The organism is Anaerobacillus sp. MEB173 (assembly GCF_052119505.1).
Lineage (GTDB): Bacteria > Bacillota > Bacilli > Bacillales > JBJMAU01 > JBJMAU01.
This window is the reverse complement of sequence record NZ_JBJMAU010000023.1, coordinates 1-18,200: the sequence shown is the minus strand read 5'-3', so window position 1 is coordinate 18,200 and position 18,200 is coordinate 1. Positions and strand designations below refer to the sequence as shown.

Here is an 18,200-nt window from a genome sequence, read left to right as displayed (position 1 = left end):
GAGAGCTGGACCTTATGAGACATCCTTTACATTAATGATTATTAGGATGTTTCAATTGAGACTTACTGCCACGTTTGGAGTTATAATGTTTACCTCTGCTGTTATCACCAGGTGCTACTTCTTGACCAAACTCGGTGTTCAGCTTTCCGCCATTTTTTGGTGAGCTTTGATTTTTACTGCCTCGATTGTTACGCTTTGTCATGACCTACACCTCCTTTTTACCACACATTCATATCATTCCAAGCTTTACTTGTTTCATTACACAAAACCCCTCAAGAGCGAACTAGAAAATATTGTAGAATACTATACCGATCACATATTTCACTGTATCATTATGTACATAATGCTATAATGAAAGGGTACAAATTAGTTTTGGAAAAAAATGAGGGATAAAATGAAAACATATATGCTAAACGGATTCGGGTGCTTTATTTTAGCAATGGGGATTTGGCTGACTAAAAGTGCCCATATAGCAACATCAGGAGCAGCGGGGCTTGCGTTGACAATAGTCCATGTATCGGGACTTCCATTCTTTTTCATGTTTATTTTAGTGAACTTCCCTTTTTTTCTCTTATCCTATTGGAAATTGGGGTTGCAATATACGTTAACATCAACGTTCTCAGTCGGATTTTTATCATTATTTACGTTTCTCGCTGTCACTTTACCTGAGTTTGACATCCACCCTTTTGCAGGAGCTGTGTTTGGAGGATGTCTCGTTGGAGTGGGGGCTGTTGTGATTTTTCTAAGTCGTTCTTCAATGGGTGGAGCAACAATATTGGCGGTATTCCTACAGCAAAAATACAAAATGGACCCAGGAAAAGTCATTTTCTTTTTTGATAGTACGGTGTCGCTCATTACGTTTTATTTTTTAGGGATGAAAAATGGGTTTTATACATTATTAAGTATCTTTGTTTGTTCTGCTGTCATTAGTTATTTTAAAAAGATCATCAGAGAGAAAAATGCAATTGCAGAGAGAAAATTAGAAAAAGCAGGATAATTTTGGGGTATTTGTGATAAAAAATAATTTTGACACGACAAGTTTTTTTCGCTTGTCGTGTCTATTCTTTTAGTACCCGAAATAGCGATAGCGGGTTCTTTTGCACTCGCTGCAGTTTGAAACTTCGTATGATTGCCATAGGATACTGCTGTTTATCCCGTACTGCTGGCAGCCTCCTTTTTCGCATCTTTTCCAATAGCCACGACCGTCCCAGTATATGCAACAATATAACTTTTCACGCTGCATTCTGAAAGGATCCCAACCAGGTAAGTAATAATGGTACATCACAAAGCTCCTTTCATATAAAATCATCCTATAGTATTCAAGTGAGATGAATATCGTGTAGGACATATTACTTAAAATCATAGAAGAAATATCCAAAAAAGGATGGCTTTTTTAATTGAGAAAGTGAACGATATCGAAGAGAATAGGTAAAGTGTGTTTACTTTTTTGATTGGGGAAGGGGCGGTGATGATGTGAGTACAAAAGAAATGAAAGAAGTGTATTGGCTCCGTGTCATTGCTTGTTTAAGTGTTGTCTTAACTCATGCGGTGAGTAAGGTTATCGCTGACTTTTCTCTATCTGGTGATTTACGCGTTGTCTATCGGACACTTCAAATGATATTACTATACGGAACACCGATGTTTGTGTTAATTTCAACGATCGTGATGACACATGCATACAAAGAAAACATTCCGAAAGGCTTCCTGTTAAAAAGAGTAAAGTACATTTTGATCCCATATTTAGTTATGGCAACATTTTATGCGAGTGATAAATACTACAGATATAACTGGACTTTCATTGATTTTACTAAAGAACTCGGTTATAACTTCATCGGTCAGTGGCACGGATATTTTGTTTTAATTATTTTTCAGTTTTATATGTTACATTTCCTATTTGTCAAATATATGCACAGGTTTAAAGCTTCGCATGTCCTATTTGTGACGTTTTTGATTAGCGTCGGGTACTGGGGCAGTTTCTATTTTTACTTTATTGACTATGTCAATCATTCGAGTTATCTGACGCTTTTCTTTTCAAGAATCGTCTTTATAGGATGGTTATTTTATTATGTTGTCGCCTATTATTGTGGTAGAAATTATGATCGTTTGATTGAAATGTTGAATAGAAATTGGAAGCTCATTGGCTTCGGTTCTGTAGTCTCGCTTGGGCTTGTTCAATACATTTACCATTCGGGAATGCTCATGCGAGTGACATCTGCTCGTTTTGATATGGTTCCTTATACGATAATGTTATTCCTGCTTTTTTTCTTTTTCGTTTCAAAAGTAAAACGAATTCCTGGCTGGGTTATTTCATTTAGCGGCTATTCGTACGGGATTTACTTACTGCATCCGTTTATTCAAAATGTAGTAAGCCGAATGGTTCATATACCAGAGTCAGCAGAATTTTCATATATGATTGTTCAGTATACGGCTGGCGTTGTTGTTCCAATCGTCATTATAACCCTTCTATCTAAGTTGCCATTCGGTGCATTTATCATTGGGAAAATTAGGACGCGAAAGAAAGTGTTCAGAGGAAGCGAAAAAGCAAAAGCTGCTTAAGTGCGATGTATAATTCCCTTTTCTCTCCTCATAATAAAAAAGGGGTGATCATATGGCAAAACGCAATGGGAAAACAGATGCAGAGCAAAAGAATAAACGATCAGGTAAAACTGATTCAGAGTTCTCGAAAGAACTTGGCAGTGCTGCGGCAAATCGAGCACACAAAGAAAAAGTGAAAAAGCAAAAATCATCCAAAAACCAAGGTGAATGGCAAGGGATGCGCTGATTTAATTTTGAATGCAACAATGAAGTCTTCCTGTACAGAGGCAGGGGACTTTTTTTGTTGGAGCTTAATAGAATAGAAAAACTGCACCTCCAATTGTTAGATGGTGTCCAACAATTGGGGTGCAGTTCATTAAAGAGGTTTTTGAGATGCCCATTCTTTGTTTACGATTGTTGTTTTAATAAATCTTATCGCCGTTAAAGATGGAATTTTTCACAACGACATAATCGACATGACGGATGGCATCGAGTTTGTTTCCACCTGCATACGAAATTGAAGACTGAAGATCTTCTTCCATTTCCTTTAATGTATCCTGTAATGAACCTTTATGCTCAACATACATCTTTTTACCTTCTACATTTTTCTTTTCACCTTTTTGAAATTCTGAAGCTGAGCCAAAGTATTCCTTACAAAGCTTACCTTCAATCTCAATTGTATCTCCCGGAGATTCTTCGTGGCCTGCAAATAATGATCCAATCATCACCATGCATGCACCAAATCGAACCGATTTCGCGATATCACCATGTGTTCGAATTCCGCCATCAGCAATGACGGGCTTGCTTGCTGCTTTTGCGCACCAGCGAAGTGCCGCTAACTGCCATCCGCCTGTACCGAAGCCAGTTTTTATTTTCGTAATACAAACCTTCCCAGGTCCAATTCCTACTTTTGTCGCGTCTGCCCCGGCATTTTCTAATTCTCGTACTGCCTCAGGTGTACCGACATTCCCTGCAATAACAAAACTATCAGGCAGGAGTTGCTTAATGTGATGAATCATTTTGATAACGGCATTGGAATGACCATGGGCAATATCAATCGTAATGAATTCTGGTATAAGCTGTTTGTCAGCTAATTGTTGGACAAATTCATATTCATCATCTTTGACACCGACACTAATCGATGAGTATAAGCCACGTGAAATCATATCCTCAATAAAAGAGATCCGTTTCTCAGGCTGGAACCGATGCATGATATAAAAATAACCGTTTTCGGCCAGATAAACAGCAATCTTCTCATCAATAATCGTTTGCATATTTGCGGGTACAACCGGTAATTTAAAAGTACGATTTCCAAAGGTTACTGATGTATCGCATTCAGTTCGGCTATTTACGACACTTTTTGCTGGGATTAACTGAATATCTTCATAATCAAAAACGTTATCCATGATGTCACTCCTAAATTTTACTAAACGCCATTTGCTGTCAATGAAATTTTGTAAATAAGTAGGCTATAATTTCATATGGAGTTAGGTTGGCCTGATCAATTAAACGTTATGCATTCCTAACCTAAACGAACGAGTTGTTTTAGTGCTTTTATATTTTAGCTCCAAATACTGTATTATTAATCTTGGATGTCTTCATCACTACGGTATTCTAAAATATCACCAGGTTGACATTCTAAAGCCTTACAAATCGCCTCTAAAGTTGATAATCGAATGGCCTTTGCCTTGCCATTTTTCAAAATAGATAGGTTAGCCATTGTGATTCCAACCCTTTCCGAAAGTTCTGTCACGCTCATTTTCCTTTTTGCCAGCATCACATCAATATTGATTATTATTGCCATGTTATTCACCTCAGACCGTTAAGTCATTTTCCGATTTTATATTAATAGCCTCTTGTAAAAGTCTTTGGAGAACGGCAGCAAAGACAGCAATGACCATAGGAGCAAAGATAAAGATCATTCCGATCAATATAACACCTGGGGCATCGTCTACCTCACCTACAATATAGAAGAGTGGCAGACCAACAACATACAAAATACTAATTGTGGTTGCACAGTTTTTTATATTCTTTAAAGCTTTAACAGATAATTCCGAGAAAGCTTTGTTCTTGTCAATATAACTTAAAAGTTTAAACGCTTGATATAATGCACCGTAAAACGGTAGCGCTGATACATACATAATGATTAAAATTCCATACAGCACATAAGCCATCTTTACACTGCCTTCTGCTGCATCCTTAGCAATCCAAGGTAAGCCAAATATACATAAAGCAAGAACTGGGAGTCCAATGAGAATAACAGCGATCTTTAAAAAGAGTGTTGATCCTCGTTTCATAAAAAGCACCTCACTTATTTATTGTCAATTTGAATTTACCATGTTATTTATCGTTTTACAATAAATTTTTATCTAATTTAATAATATTTATGTTGTTATTCAAGTAAAAATCATAGGCGAATATAAAAAGAATTCCTCATTAAAAAGAAATGCTTTATAACTTTACTTATTCAATTTAATATCAGATTAATTAAGAGTTCTTCATCCTTTAGATAGAATTAATGCTTCTTCTACTGTTAAAATTTCTTTGCCTTTAGTATGATAATTAAAACAACTTAAGTAACCCCATAGGAAAGGGATAAATTATCAATACAACTAATGCTTATAATGGGATTGGAGCGGTACCGTTGGATAATATTTATTTAGATTACAATGCAAGCACACCGATTGATTCAGTCGTTATTGAAGTCATGATGCCTTATTTTTCAAAAGGATTTGGGAACCCTTCTTCAAGTCATTGGGCAAGTACAGATGTACGTGAAGCGATTACAAATGCGAGAAGCAATGTGGCTGGCTTAATCGGCTGTGAGCCGGATGAAGTTGTTTTTACAAGTGGAGGCAGTGAGTCAAATAATCATGCCTTAAAGGGTGTGTTTACCGCACTAAAAGCAAAAGGAAACCATATCATCACGACGAAAATTGAACATCCTGCGATTATAAATCCTTGCAAATTTTTAGAGTCAATTGGTGCAGAAGTTAGTTACATTGATGTTGATCAATATGGGGTAGTGAATATTGAGCAAATAGAAGATGAGATTAAAGAAAATACCATTCTTATATCGATCATGCATGCAAATAATGAGATTGGAACCATTCAGCCGATTTGTGAAATTGCAAACATAGCAAAGAAACATAACATTATTTTTCATAGTGATGCAGCACAATCAATCGGTAAAGTTCCAGTAAAGGTTAGTGAGCTTGGGGTTGACTTACTTTCAATAGCCGGACACAAATTTTATGCCCCAAAAGGCATTGGAGCACTTTATATTAAGAGGGGTACCCCAATCGCATCATTCATACATGGAGCCGGTCATGAGGCAGGAAGGCGAGCTGGAACTGAAAATACCCCTCTGATTGTTGCACTAGGTAAAGCCAGTGAATTAGCAAACAAAAATATGGTGCAGATAGACAGTATTCAGAAACTTAGAAACTATTTTTGGGAAGAACTTAAAAATTTGTTCGGAGATGATGTTGTTTTGAACGGTAAATTAGAAGATATATTACCGAATACATTAAATGTCAGCTTTGTTGGTCGAGTGGGAGCAGATATACTAGCGCAAGTTCCCCAGATCGCAGCGTCGACGGGATCGGCATGTCATTCAGGAACCGTTGAACTTTCAGCTGTATTAAAGGCTATGGGGATTAGCGAACATATCGGAAAAGGAACGATTCGGTTTAGTTTAGGTAAATATACGACAAAAGAAGAAATTGTGAAAGCCATACAATTATTAGAAAAAGTTATGAAAAAATAACTCAATAATCAATCAGAGTTTAAATCCGCTTCTGTCAAGATGCGGATTATCGTAAGCGTAAAACATCAAAAAGTTCCTGTATGAGTAATACTCTACAGGAACTTTTTTAGCAAGAGGTATTAAGTTAACATTTTGTATGATTAAAAGCACTTACCCCTACAATGATTAATAAGATAAATAACACTACAATTAAGATAAAATCATCGTAACGTTTAGTAGGAGGACAGCCATAAGAATATGCAGGAGCTGTATAGGTAGGCATAGGTGGAACATTTGCGCCAAGTGTCGGAGCTGCATTTACGTTAGAATACATTTCCATCTTCCTTTCATTTAGTATATCTGACACTACATATCATACTCACAGAGGTCAAATTGGAGCCCGTCTATAATAAAATTGGGTTAATGTCAGGGATTGTGCGAATCTATTCCATTTTTACACCTTTATTAATTGATTTAGATAATGCAGATATTGTACATATGATATGGAACTTTTGTTATGGTGCCTTATAGGATGTTGCAATTTATAGCCGCGTTGACTTCGCTCTGGACTTACAAATCTGGCTAAATAGCTAAATGAAGGCCTTGTTACTAAGTTTGTGAAATAAGAAGATTGATGACTGCCCGGTATTCTCTTTTCGTTTAGAATTTCAATCATTTGTTCAGCAGTTCTTATTGAAAATCCATGCCCAAAAAATCTGCCATCGTTAAGAAGAACGGCATTAATTCCTCTATACCATGGCGTTCTTGGATCATAGTCGGGATTATTAAAGTAAACAACATCGCCGGGTAAAAAATGATTTGAATAAAAGGTGAAAATACCAAGGTCAGAATCAGTATGCCAACTATATAAATAAAGATTTTGAAACAGAGAATCAAATAAATGAGTGCCAATACTATTGAGAACAGCATGGTAAATGACGATAACAGAAGCGGTTGCGCATTCAAATGCATATAATGAGCTGTTTCGGTAAATGTCTTGAATCGCATCAGAAGGTTTCACACCAGGTTTTAATTGGAATCCTCCTGCCGGTGTTAAATGCCAGTATTGTGGATTACAGCGTGCATATTCAAAGCTCGTAAAAGCAGCTTGACTTTGTTTCATTTCTTTTGCGCTGTTTATGATGTTTTTTCGTACTTTGAGTTCAAACGATAATTCAGTGAGGGAAGAATAAGAAAAAGAAACAGGTGCGTCTTGCATATGTTTAATGATTGTTTTTTCAATATCCCCAAGTTGCCAGTTGTTATTTAGTTGAAACGGAAACCCTGATATTTGTATCATACAATCCTCCATTTAAACTTGCATTTCATCTGTATTACTACCAATCGTATTCACGTTTCGTATTAAAAATGTTTTTCTATAAAATAGAAGTTTATGAATATTTCTTTGTCATATAAACTAACCTGTTTTATCTGAAAATTATAACTTTAATTTATAATCACAGTATGAACAAAACAAGGAGTGATGATTATGACAAATATCGAATTATCCCTATATACCGAAGAAGAACTTTACTGGGCTAAGTATCAATTGGACAAGCAGAAAACGTGTCATAATCTAAACGGATCCGATGAACACGTGAATAAGTCGTTTGATACTAGAAAAGGTGACAAGGATGAAACGGAAGAGATTTAGTAGATAGCGGTTATATTTTCAAACCATATTAGGAAAGGATTGATGGATAGTGAAATTTGTTAATAAAGATGCTGTGGTAGAGAAAGAAATAATTACTAGATTTATTGAACTGATACGACTAAATAAACATGTTAAATTGAATAAATCCAACCCAACGATGGCGTATAACGTACGTGAGTTTCTAAATAAAAATAACATTTCATCGGCACAACTGCTTAAAACACTTGAAAGTTCAATGATAACAGCCTATTTTAAAATAGCGTTTCCGATTGAAATTATAGAAAACACACAATTCACGGATTTCCACTGGATTGATAATCAGGTAGTTTCATAATAATGTAGAAGTCAGGCTGTCGGGATGAACTCGACAGCTTTTTTTACTTTAATTACAAGGAAAATAGGAATAAAATGTAATAAGGCTGTTAAGATCTAGCTATAACAGAATAAATAGAAAAAAATAAGGAGGAAAATTTAATGTCTAAAAGTAATGAAGTTGAATTGGAAATTGACAAACCTAAGAAACCTGAACCTCAAATGGAAAGAAAGGAAGGTGAACCGACATCAGCATTTAAAGGAGCATCTTGGGCGGCGTTATTAGTAGGTGTTACAGCCTATTTGATAGGATTGTTTAATGCAACAATGCAGCTGAATGAAAAAGGTTATTATTTTGCCGTTTTAGTATTTGGATTATATTCAGCAATTTCTTTACAGAAAGCAGTAAGAGATAAAGAAGAAGGTATCCCTGTTACTGGCATTTATTATGGTGTTAGTTGGTTTGCACTAATTATAGCTATATCATTAATGGCAATTGGTTTATATAATGCTGAAAGTATCATATTAAGTGAAAAAGGTTTTTATGGTATGGCCTTTGTTCTTAGTTTATTCGCAGCAATAACGGTTCAAAAAAATATTAGAGATACACAAAGAGCAAGAGAAAAAGAGTTAAAATAAAGGCTTTAATACCTGGGTCATTGAATTAATTAATTGGGTATCAGTCAAGATCTTGTTTTTAACGGTTTTAGAGAATAAGATTAATAGATTTTTCTATTTCGAGTGCGTTCCTGTCATAAGGCAGGAACTTTTTCCATTGCGGATCTAGGAATATAGTCTTTTGTTATTGTGTAAAAGAGATGCAGAATAGTTGATTGATAGTCAAAAATGTTGTAATATTCTGATTAGTAACTGTAATATTTTAGAAAATTTTATAGAAAGAATATCAAATCCTATTAAAACGGGATGTATAATAGTTTTTAGTGGCATTTTTGCGGTAAGAGATATTGAATCATGTTTTTCGTAGTATCAATACTTCAATTCAGTTACATATCTGGGGGGAACACGATGGGAGATCAAAATTATAGATGGAGCAATAAACAAATAAGAAACCATGTAGCGGTCATTGATAATGAAAGGAGTCCGCATCTGATTCTGAAAAACGCTACCTATTTAAATACGTATTTGGATCAATGGGTTGTGGCAAATATTTGGATATATGAAGATCGAATTGTTTATGTTGGCGAAAATCTTCCGGAAGATGCAGAGGAAACGGAAGTTATTGATTGTCAGGGGCAATATGTAGTACCTGGATATATTGAGCCGCACTGTCATCCTTATCAGCTTTGCAATCCTGTTACGTTTGCAAAATATGCCGGGCAATTCGGGACAACGACTTTAATTAGTGATAATATAGCACTTTTCGTTGAGCTTCCTACGAATGTTGCTTTTGAATTATTGAGAGAGTTTAAAAACATTCCATCAAGTATGTATTGGTGGAGTCGCTTTGATGCACAAACTGAGCTGCCGAATCATCACGATATTTTTAATAATGAAGATGTAATGTCTTGGATCGAGCATGAAGATGTGCTGCAAGGGGGAGAGCTGACGGGGTGGCCGAGGTTATTAAATGGAGACGACCAAATGCTTTCCTGGGTACAAGAGACAAAGAAGCTGCATAAGAAAATAGAAGGGCATTTTCCTGGAGCTTCCGAACTTTCGTTAGCAAAATTTATGTTGTTGGGCGCTGATTGCGATCATGAAGCAATGACAGGCCAAGAAGCACTTACACGCCTCATGCAAGGATATACAGTATCTCTTAGACATTCATCTATACGTCCAGATTTAGATATTCTTTTAAAAGAATTACTAGAGTTAGGTGTGAAAAAATTTGATCGTTTTTTCTTTACCACCGATGGATCTCATCCTTACTTTTATGAAAACGGATTAAATGATGTACTGATTAAAAAAGCGATTGATCATGGCATTCCACTCATTGATGCTTATAAAATGGCAAGTTATAATGTTGCCCGCTATTATAATTTAGAACATTTACATGGGTCCATTGCGACTGGCAGAATCGCGAATATAAATCTATTAGAGAGCAAAGATAATCCGACACCGATTAGTGTCATCGCAAAAGGGAAGTGGATAAAGAAAGATGGAAATGATACGAATGATACAACGTCGATCGATTGGGACAAGTACGGACTACCTCCCCTATCTATAAAGTGGAATTTAGAAGCGGAAGAATTTCAGTTTTCAAACTCAATTGGTATTCACTTAGTAAATAATGTCATTACTAAACCATATGAAAGCAATCTTGATGTGAATTGTGATGAATTATCATTAGACCATGATGAATGTTTCATGATGAGGATTGCCAGAGATGGATCTTGGCGAATCAATACATTGGTCAAAGGATTTGCTAAGCAACTTGGAGGATTTGCGAGTTCCTATTCCGGTACGGGAGATATTTTACTCATTGGGAAGAGAAAAGCAGATATGCAAATGGCATTTGAACGTATGAAAGAAATCGGCGGCGGAATGGTCTTGGTGGAAGAAAATCAAATCATTCACGAAATGCCTCTGCAATTACGGGGAATGATGTCTAACCTAGATATGGGCACTTTAATAAACGATGAGAAAAAAATGATAGCTTTACTAAAGGAAAGAGGATTTCAATATGATGATCCTGCCTTCACATTATTATTTTTCTCTGCCACTCATTTGCCATTTATTCGATTAACACAAATAGGTTTATATGATGTAAAAAATAGTGAAGTTTTAGTACAGCCGACGAAAAGGTGAACAGGATAGCCGGTGAGCTTTTTTATTGAATAGAGATATACTTTAAAAAACACTCTGTCATGACTAAACCAAATGACAGAGTGTTTCGTTTTATTTGATTTGTATTCTGACCAATTTAACAATTATGTGTTTCTTGCCAGTAAGTTTTGCAGAAGTCTTCTCGGTAAAAAACGAGTGAGCCGGATTGCTGCGGAAAAGCGTTTTCCAGGGATAACAACGGGTTGTCCATTTTCTAAAGCACGGTATCCTGCTTCAGCAACGCGGGCAGCTGATGTTCCGTATTGATTAAAATACTTTTCCAATTTCCCGACATTTGCCACTTTTGCAAAATTCGTTTTTGTCGGGCCTGGGCAAAGAGCGGTGACGACGAAATTGCCTTTCCCTTGGAGCTCTGATCCTAAAGATTCGGAAAAAGAGAGAACAAAGGCCTTTGTAGCGGCATAAACACTCATTGATGGTGTAGATATAAATGAAGCTACGGAACCTACATTCAATATTTTCCCATGCTTATTTTTTACCATGTCCTGTAAGAACAAGTGAGTCAGGTGTGTTAATGAAACAATATTTAATTGGATCATATTTAATTGTTGTGTTATGTCCATGTCAACGAAGTTACCTGTCATGCCGTAGCCAGCGTTGTTAATGAGAATATTAACATACAATTGTCTTTGTTTTACTTCTTCATACAGTTCTTTCGGTGAATGAGGAGCAGATAAATCAATCGCAACAATATCTATGCTATTTTCAGGAGTGTGGAGTTCCTCCTTAATTTCCTCTAATCTCGATTTATTTCTAGCCACTAATATAAGATGTTGTCCATTAGCTGCATATATTTTTGCCAGTTCATAGCCAATTCCACTGCTTGCACCCGTAATTAAGACTGTATTTTTACCATTCATAACTGTTGCATCTCCTTTAAGTCTATATCAAGATGGGAACCTTTTTACATTATAATGTAAACACATAACTTTATTATATGAAAAAAAGAAGAAATGAACTGCAATTGAAATTACAATGTTTAAGTCTATATGGAGCATGTGCGCGAGGCTACGCGGACAAGAGAGACGCATTGATGAAAAAAGAAGATGAATTGGAGAGTAAGCGGACGTGTGAGCACTTATTGAGGGGAAAAGCGGGAATATTGAGGTTGAATATGGCAAATAAGAGCGCTGGTGTCCGTGAAGGCTATGAAAATAGTAATATTAACAAAAATAGCGTCCCCTGTGTCCGCATAATGCTATTGGCGCATTGTTATGCGGACAAAAGAGACGCTATTAATAATCAGTTACCGGCACCGCGGTACTTTTTTACCCCGGCATTCCAGAGGGAAATTGCAATCGTTAGAAAAATAATGCCCATCACTGGTGTTAAAAATGCATAGAAATACCATTCTTCTCGATTTAAAAAGTAGGCTGCAGGATACACGCCGACAAAGGCAAATGGTAAAATCCATGTTAAGACAAAACGAATGACGCGATGGTAAATATCTACAGGATAGCGGCCGTAATTGCCGATGTTATACATCATTGGCATAATATCTGTTCGACTATCTGACCAAAAGCTGATCGCAGCAAGGGAAATAAAAATCCCGGCATAGATCAATGCCCCTCCAACAACCATTATAATAAAGATAAAAATATCGTACCAAGCAAACGTTAATCCGAGGTTTGCCCCGGCATACCCCATGATCACTAACCCCGTGATGACGCCGAATAACGACTCTAGCTCCATCCGTTCCATAATAATTTGGTAAAGGCTATGAACAGGGCGGGTTAAGACACGATCCATTTCACCTTTGACAATATAGCGTTCATTAAAATCCCAGATGTTAAAAAAGGATGAAAAGATCGCATAAGGAACGAGGAAAAATCCATAAATAAAGATAATTTCATCACGGCTCCAACCGCTTAAGAATGACGTGTGACCAAAGACGACCAAGATGAAAACTAAGTTTACAGCTTGAAATAAGAGATCAGATAGAATCTCGACAACGGTATCCACACGGTATGTTAATCTTGTTTTTAAATATTGAGAGGCATATTGAAAAAACATTGAAACATGAAACATTGTTTAGCCTCCTTGTACAATTAATTGTTTTTTCGCAAGTGTCCATAATAGCGAGATCGGGACTAGTAGCAGTACTGCCCACATCGCTTGCAGCATCACGGCGTTCGCAATCTCCTGGCCGACAAAGCCTTCAGTAAAAATCATGCTCGGAATATAGCTGATCGCCTGAAATGGCAGGTAGGCCATGATTGACTGAGCCCAAAGCGGGTAAAAGGAGATCGGCAAGAGAAGTCCAGAAAACAAGTCGATGATGACACGTTTTGCTCGCATTAACCCTGTATTATTAAAAAGGAAGAAAGTCATAATGCCCGTAAGCAGGTTAATTTGCGTATTGATGATAAAACTGAACCCTAGCGAAATAAAGAAAAACAGCCATGTCGATAAACTAGCTGAAAAGCTAATCGGAAAAATGAGTGCAACAATGAACATGCCAGGGACAGAGAAAAACAATAACCGGAACAATCCTTCACCTAATCCTTGCATCGTTTTCATCCCTAAATAGTTGTAAGGACGAATCATTTCAATCGCGACTTTTCCGTCCTTGATCTCAGCAGCAATTTCACGATCGATATTGTTAAAATAAAATGCTCGTGCCATCCAGGCCACGGCGATATACGTCGTCATTTGCAGGACCGACAACCCTTGGATTTCTTCTTTACCGCCATAAATCGCTGACCATAAAAAATAGTAGGCCCCAATGTTAATACTGTAAATTAAAATCCCGCTATAATAGTTCGTCCGATAGGCGAGCATCATTAAAAAACGAATTCGGATCATTTCAAGATATTTGCTCATGAGATCGCCATTCCTTCTTCATAAATCTTTCGGACAATTTCTTCTGTTGAGACTTCATTAATCTTTACATTATTAATTGGGTTCTTCTGGACAACAATACTGATCAATTGCGAGACAAGCTGTTCGTCACCATTGACATAGGCAAGCCATGTCGTAACGTCTTTCTGTTCCCAAGTTACGTTGGCGATCGAAGGGAGGTCTTCACTTCCAACAACTCGAAGAAATTCAAATTCGACTTGTTTTCCTTCCACTGCCTTTCCTTGAAGCTGATTGAGCTTGCCGTCATAAATGATTTTTCCTTCATCTAATAGGACTACACGCTCACATAATGCCTCGATATCAGTTAAGTCATGTGTTGTTAGTAGAATCGTAGTTTTGTATTGTTCATTGATTTCTTTTAAAAACTTACGAATTTTTAACTTTACTAATACATCTAAACCAATTGTCGGCTCGTCCAAAAAAAGGAGTGGAGGATTATGAATAAGAGCAGCTGCTAACTCACAACGCATTCTTTGCCCAAGCGACAGCTTTCGAACAGGTTTATCTAATAAAGGGGCGATTTCTAGCGTTTCAATGACATGGCCCATATGTCGTTCATAATCTTCATCTGATACACGGTATACCTTTTTTAATAACCTGAACGATTCTTGAACAGCGATATCCCACCATAGCTGTGATCGCTGCCCGAAAACAACACCGATCGTTCGCACAAATTGTTCGCGTTCTTTATGAGGGTTCATCCCATTTACGACAATCGAACCTGATGTCGGGGTCAGGATTCCAGTCAACATTTTGATCGTTGTTGACTTACCCGCTCCATTTTCACCAATATAGCCGACCATCTCTCCTTGCTTCACATTCAATGAAATATTATCAACGGCCGCAAGCACTTTATAATTTCGTGTAAATAAGTCCCGAAAAGCCCCGGCTAATCCAGCCCGACTTGAATATGATTTAAATTCTTTCCGTAAATTTTGAACTTCTATGACGTTCATGTGTAGATCATCTCCTTGAGTATGACTGAGAATGATAGAGATACTGCGATTGTAGGTTTAATATAAACTATAATTTTAACGTGTGTTAGTATATCAGGCAAGTTTGATGACTTGTATATGTGAAAGAGTGTTTGTAAAATAAGTAAAAAGCATGTAAGAAAAGTGGGGATCGTTCATTGGAATAGAACTAAAAAATTAAGGAGATGAAAAACAGTTGTTAAATGATATACAAATGTAGTCAAAAATAGATGGATTCGTAGTATAAATGAGTGATCCAGAAAGAAGGTTAATATAATGGAGGAAAAGCGACGGGGCATTTATTTCGGATGGTATATCGTTATTGTAAGCATGGTCATCACGATGTTAACTGTAGGGCTTCGCTTAGGGATAGGGCCATTTGTGTTACCGATGATGGAAGATTTACAAATGACACGAACATTTATTTCAACAATCATCGCTGTCAGTATGATCATGTATGGTGTTGGTATGCCTCTGGCGGGTTATTTATGTGGAAAATATAGTACAAAATTTGTCCTTCTACTCGGCCTTGTCATTATAGAGTTATCGATAGTAGGAACGGTGTTAACAGACAATGTCTGGATCTTTTTCTTAATGTATGGAGTTCTATTATCATTTGGGCTTTCATTTACAAGCCCGGTTGCTGTAACACCGATTATTAGTCGCTGGTTTGTTCGTCAAAGGGGGCGGGCATTGTTTTCTCTTTCCACAGGTTCAATGGCCGGTATTGCTATTTTTAATCCATTGGCTACATTTTTGATTGAAACAATTGGTTGGCGAGGGACTTTATTCACTTTTGCCTTGATTTTCGTCATGATCATTGTTCCTGCTGCAATGTTCATCTATAAAGAAGATGTTCCAGAAGGGGCTGATTTAGAAGTTGATTCTTCTGGAACAAAGGTCTCAACTCTAGTTGTAACAGAAAATCTTACTTGGCGGGATGCCGTTCGTTCAAAAGCATATTGGCAGGTTATAGCTGGATTATTTGCTTGTGGGTTCAGTATGAATTTGCTAGGTTCCCATGCAGTTCCAATGTTAGTAGATCATCATTTTGCAGCTGCGACTGCTTCATTTGGAGTTGGATTGATTGGGATTGTTGCTATATTTAGTACACTTGTTTTAGCTTCAATTGCTGATCGTTTTGCTAAAAGGAAGCTATTATTTTGGATTTATTTTATCCGTGGTCTAGGGTTTTTAGGGTTAGTATTTTCACAGAGTACGTGGCAACTTTTTTTGGTTGCTGCCTTAGGTGGATTGGTATGGTCAGGAAGTATTGCGATGTCTTCGGCAATTTTAGGGGATCTGTTTGGTGTAAAGCTTCTTGGTGTGCTTTACGGCTGGGCTTATCTTGGTCATCAAATTGGAGGAGCGATCTCATCGTTTCTTGGAGGATGGGGTTATGAGGTATTTGGCACCCATGTCTTTTCTTTTGGTTTATCGGCATTGATATTAATTAGCGCAGGAATTATTTCATACCTTATTCCTGATCAACTTAAGCTTTCTAATACTAGGTTTAATCAACAGGTGGGTCAAAGTTCAACGTCCACATAGGAATGGGTTTTTATGCGATGTCTGATAAGTAACAGTCTTTTTGACGATAAAAAACTGATATAGCCAATTTACTATATCAGTCTATTGAGAATACTTTTATTTAGTAGACGTTATAATCCATCGCTATGCGACAATCTTCTTCTTCTGTTGAAGTTAGCCAGACTTCGAGGATGTATTCTCCTTTATCAAGGTGCAAATCCTTTAAATCAATTGTATAGGCTAATTCTTCCCCTTGTTTTAAGGTTTCTTTTCCTGTTTCTTGTATAAAGGAAGCCACACTGGAAAAGAGGAAGAGTTCCTTACCATCTTTTGTTTTCACAGAATAATCAAAACGTTGGCCACTCGTAAAATAAAACGTTATTTCTTTTTCATTCAGATTGGTCAATTTGTATTCGAATGTTCCGTCACCAAGATCATTTAATACACTCATCACTTCACCCTCAGTATTTTCTGATTGATCAATTTCAGGATTAACAGAACAACTAATAATAGTAAAGACAGATATAAGGAAAATCAACAACAAAGAGAAATGCCGTTTCATTATTAATTTCATATAGATCACCCCTTTATAAATTAGACGTTGCTGAATGGAAAAAAGTTGCAAGAATTGTTGTTGTTAAAAAGGGACGAAATAAAGGGGTACTAGGTGCTATTAGTACTATCAAGAATAGAAGAAAAGTAAACATAATAGAAATGAAACGTATTTTGGAATTTTGTGAAAAGTGAAACAAGAGGAGTTGGTATTATGATCGTACGTGAAACGTTTAGTAGTTTTATATTGGTTACACAACATGATCATGCGGAAATATCAGGGCAGTTAGCAGAACATTGGAAAAAGGAACTTCTTAGTGATTTATCAAAAAGAGAAGATTTTCTTTATGGAGTCTATCAACACGATAAATGCTGGATCGATTTAGACAGTTCACCATTCTGGAATGACGAAATCAATGCACCCTATTCTTTTATTGATTTTCCTTTAGTTCCTAGGCTTGTACATTATAAACACGGAATTGACACGATTGAAGATGAAAATCCTTATGCAGCATTACTTTGCAGTATGCACTATTGCGCTCTGATTGGACGAAATCCAGAGAAAGCAAAGTGGTTTTTGATAAATGAAAGAGAAAGACAACAGAAATTGAAAAAACTAACTGGAATAAATTCGTATGAGAAGAAAGAATCCATAAAAACCCAGCTGAATATCCTTCAATTTTGTGACCATTTATCAATTTATTTATGTAACAGTGAACCGGGTGTCCCGACGAAAGCCGCAATGAACCGGTCTGAGTTACTCCCATTTACTAATGGCAACAAAATCGTAGCTAAATGGGTGAGTAAATCCCAGTTAACAGTCACAAATTTTCCATTTGAACAAAACTTTGAAATAAAAATAAAATATAAAGAAATAAAGAAAGATGATATCAATAAAAACGGACTTGTTAAGACATATGAAAATGAAATGATGAAAGAGCACTTAGTTAATATTATCATGTGCTAACAAACTAGTTAGTATCAAAAGTCTTGTTATATTAGTTCGGTTATGATAAATTTATAACTCTGTACAAGTGGGAGTTTAATAGAAGAAAAAACTTTTCAAATTAATCCTTGCGCAGAATTTTATTGTGTGATAAAGTATTACTTGTCGCTGATGAGCGAGCAAATACATTTGATTCTAACGAAATAACCTTCGAAAAAAGTTGTTGCGCAGAATTTAATGTTGTGATATAATAAATCTTGTCGCTAACAACGACACGTT

The 18,200-nt window shown here is 36.5% G+C and carries 21 protein-coding genes; 10 read left to right on the top strand and 11 right to left on the bottom strand.

What is annotated here, in order from left to right:
* Positions 1 to 31 precede the first annotated feature (31 nt).
* A complete protein-coding gene (locus ACJ2A9_RS21660) occupies positions 32 to 202 on the bottom strand; it encodes an imidazoleglycerol-phosphate dehydratase (RefSeq protein ID WP_441423787.1) in 171 nt (56 codons plus the stop codon).
* A 192-nt stretch (positions 203 to 394) separates the two neighbouring features.
* Between ACJ2A9_RS21660 and ACJ2A9_RS21655 the strand changes: the two genes are divergently transcribed.
* The 3 genes from ACJ2A9_RS21655 (at position 395) to ACJ2A9_RS21645 (ending at position 2,782) form a co-directional block, all read left to right on the top strand.
* Complete coding sequence (locus ACJ2A9_RS21655; protein ID WP_441423786.1) at positions 395 to 997, top strand: YitT family protein; 603 nt, start codon at positions 395 to 397, stop codon at positions 995 to 997.
* Positions 998 to 1,473: 476 nt separating this feature from the next.
* Positions 1,474 to 2,556, top strand: coding sequence for an acyltransferase family protein (locus ACJ2A9_RS21650; protein ID WP_441423785.1), 1,083 nt, complete (start codon positions 1,474 to 1,476; stop codon positions 2,554 to 2,556).
* A gap of 52 nt (positions 2,557 to 2,608) precedes the next feature.
* On the top strand, positions 2,609 to 2,782 hold the full coding sequence (locus ACJ2A9_RS21645) for a hypothetical protein (RefSeq protein ID WP_441423784.1): 174 nt from the start codon (positions 2,609 to 2,611) through the stop codon (positions 2,780 to 2,782).
* Between the two features lie 175 nt (positions 2,783 to 2,957).
* On the opposite strand, the gene guaC is transcribed toward ACJ2A9_RS21645, so the two are convergent.
* The 3 genes from guaC to ACJ2A9_RS21630 form a co-directional block, all read right to left on the bottom strand.
* A complete protein-coding gene (gene guaC, locus ACJ2A9_RS21640; RefSeq protein ID WP_441423783.1) occupies positions 2,958 to 3,941 on the bottom strand; it encodes a GMP reductase in 984 nt (327 codons plus the stop codon).
* 176 nt (positions 3,942 to 4,117) lie between these two features.
* A complete protein-coding gene (locus ACJ2A9_RS21635; RefSeq protein ID WP_126431723.1) occupies positions 4,118 to 4,339 on the bottom strand; it encodes a helix-turn-helix domain-containing protein in 222 nt (73 codons plus the stop codon).
* Between the two features lie 10 nt (positions 4,340 to 4,349).
* Complete coding sequence (locus ACJ2A9_RS21630) at positions 4,350 to 4,832, bottom strand: DUF2975 domain-containing protein (protein ID WP_441423782.1); 483 nt, start codon at positions 4,830 to 4,832, stop codon at positions 4,350 to 4,352.
* Between the two features lie 347 nt (positions 4,833 to 5,179).
* Here ACJ2A9_RS21630 and ACJ2A9_RS21625 point away from each other — a divergent pair, with 347 nt between their 5' ends.
* Complete coding sequence (locus tag ACJ2A9_RS21625) at positions 5,180 to 6,304, top strand: cysteine desulfurase family protein (RefSeq protein ID WP_441423781.1); 1,125 nt, start codon at positions 5,180 to 5,182, stop codon at positions 6,302 to 6,304.
* 124 nt (positions 6,305 to 6,428) lie between these two features.
* Here ACJ2A9_RS21625 and ACJ2A9_RS21620 read toward each other — a convergent pair whose 3' ends face one another.
* Entirely contained in the window at positions 6,429 to 6,617 is a 189-nt protein-coding gene (locus ACJ2A9_RS21620) for a YjcZ family sporulation protein (protein ID WP_441423780.1), read from the bottom strand.
* A gap of 120 nt (positions 6,618 to 6,737) precedes the next feature.
* Entirely contained in the window at positions 6,738 to 7,583 is an 846-nt protein-coding gene (locus ACJ2A9_RS21615; protein WP_441423779.1) for a protein-glutamine gamma-glutamyltransferase, read from the bottom strand.
* A 189-nt stretch (positions 7,584 to 7,772) separates the two neighbouring features.
* Here ACJ2A9_RS21615 and ACJ2A9_RS21610 point away from each other — a divergent pair, with 189 nt between their 5' ends.
* From ACJ2A9_RS21610 to ACJ2A9_RS21595, 4 genes are all read left to right on the top strand, one after another.
* Positions 7,773 to 7,937 carry a hypothetical protein gene (locus tag ACJ2A9_RS21610; RefSeq protein ID WP_441423778.1) on the top strand — a complete coding sequence of 55 codons (165 nt, stop codon included), beginning with the start codon at positions 7,773 to 7,775 and terminating at the stop codon, positions 7,935 to 7,937.
* Between the two features lie 49 nt (positions 7,938 to 7,986).
* Positions 7,987 to 8,271, top strand: a complete 285-nt coding sequence (locus tag ACJ2A9_RS21605) for a hypothetical protein (protein WP_441423777.1) — start codon at positions 7,987 to 7,989, stop codon at positions 8,269 to 8,271.
* A gap of 140 nt (positions 8,272 to 8,411) precedes the next feature.
* Positions 8,412 to 8,888, top strand: a complete 477-nt coding sequence (gene yiaA / locus ACJ2A9_RS21600) for an inner membrane protein YiaA (RefSeq protein WP_441423776.1) — start codon at positions 8,412 to 8,414, stop codon at positions 8,886 to 8,888.
* 387 nt (positions 8,889 to 9,275) lie between these two features.
* Entirely contained in the window at positions 9,276 to 11,018 is a 1,743-nt protein-coding gene (locus ACJ2A9_RS21595) for an adenine deaminase C-terminal domain-containing protein (RefSeq protein ID WP_441423775.1), read from the top strand.
* A gap of 122 nt (positions 11,019 to 11,140) precedes the next feature.
* Here ACJ2A9_RS21595 and ACJ2A9_RS21590 read toward each other — a convergent pair whose 3' ends face one another.
* From ACJ2A9_RS21590 to ACJ2A9_RS21575, 4 genes are all read right to left on the bottom strand, one after another.
* The gene (locus ACJ2A9_RS21590; protein ID WP_441423774.1) at positions 11,141 to 11,917 is read right to left on the bottom strand and encodes an SDR family NAD(P)-dependent oxidoreductase; all 777 of its coding nucleotides are present in this window, start codon (positions 11,915 to 11,917) and stop codon (positions 11,141 to 11,143) included.
* A gap of 382 nt (positions 11,918 to 12,299) precedes the next feature.
* Positions 12,300 to 13,085: an ABC transporter permease gene (locus ACJ2A9_RS21585; RefSeq protein WP_441423773.1), complete on the bottom strand. Its 786-nt coding sequence runs from the start codon at positions 13,083 to 13,085 to the stop codon at positions 12,300 to 12,302.
* 3 nt (positions 13,086 to 13,088) lie between these two features.
* Positions 13,089 to 13,880 carry an ABC transporter permease gene (locus ACJ2A9_RS21580; protein WP_441423772.1) on the bottom strand — a complete coding sequence of 264 codons (792 nt, stop codon included), beginning with the start codon at positions 13,878 to 13,880 and terminating at the stop codon, positions 13,089 to 13,091.
* Positions 13,877 to 14,875 carry an ABC transporter ATP-binding protein gene (locus tag ACJ2A9_RS21575; RefSeq protein WP_441423771.1) on the bottom strand — a complete coding sequence of 333 codons (999 nt, stop codon included), beginning with the start codon at positions 14,873 to 14,875 and terminating at the stop codon, positions 13,877 to 13,879. The genes ACJ2A9_RS21580 and ACJ2A9_RS21575 overlap by 4 nt, the downstream gene beginning before the upstream one ends.
* A gap of 294 nt (positions 14,876 to 15,169) precedes the next feature.
* Here ACJ2A9_RS21575 and ACJ2A9_RS21570 point away from each other — a divergent pair, with 294 nt between their 5' ends.
* Positions 15,170 to 16,444 carry an MFS transporter gene (locus tag ACJ2A9_RS21570; protein WP_441423770.1) on the top strand — a complete coding sequence of 425 codons (1,275 nt, stop codon included), beginning with the start codon at positions 15,170 to 15,172 and terminating at the stop codon, positions 16,442 to 16,444.
* A gap of 100 nt (positions 16,445 to 16,544) precedes the next feature.
* Here the strand turns inward: ACJ2A9_RS21570 and ACJ2A9_RS21565 are convergent, their stop codons facing one another.
* Positions 16,545 to 16,997 (bottom strand): BsuPI-related putative proteinase inhibitor, encoded by a 453-nt coding sequence (locus ACJ2A9_RS21565; protein ID WP_441423769.1) that lies wholly within the window; start codon positions 16,995 to 16,997, stop codon positions 16,545 to 16,547.
* A gap of 192 nt (positions 16,998 to 17,189) precedes the next feature.
* Here ACJ2A9_RS21565 and ACJ2A9_RS21560 point away from each other — a divergent pair, with 192 nt between their 5' ends.
* Positions 17,190 to 17,942, top strand: coding sequence for a DUF3891 family protein (locus ACJ2A9_RS21560; RefSeq protein ID WP_441423768.1), 753 nt, complete (start codon positions 17,190 to 17,192; stop codon positions 17,940 to 17,942).
* Positions 17,943 to 18,200 lie beyond the last annotated feature (258 nt).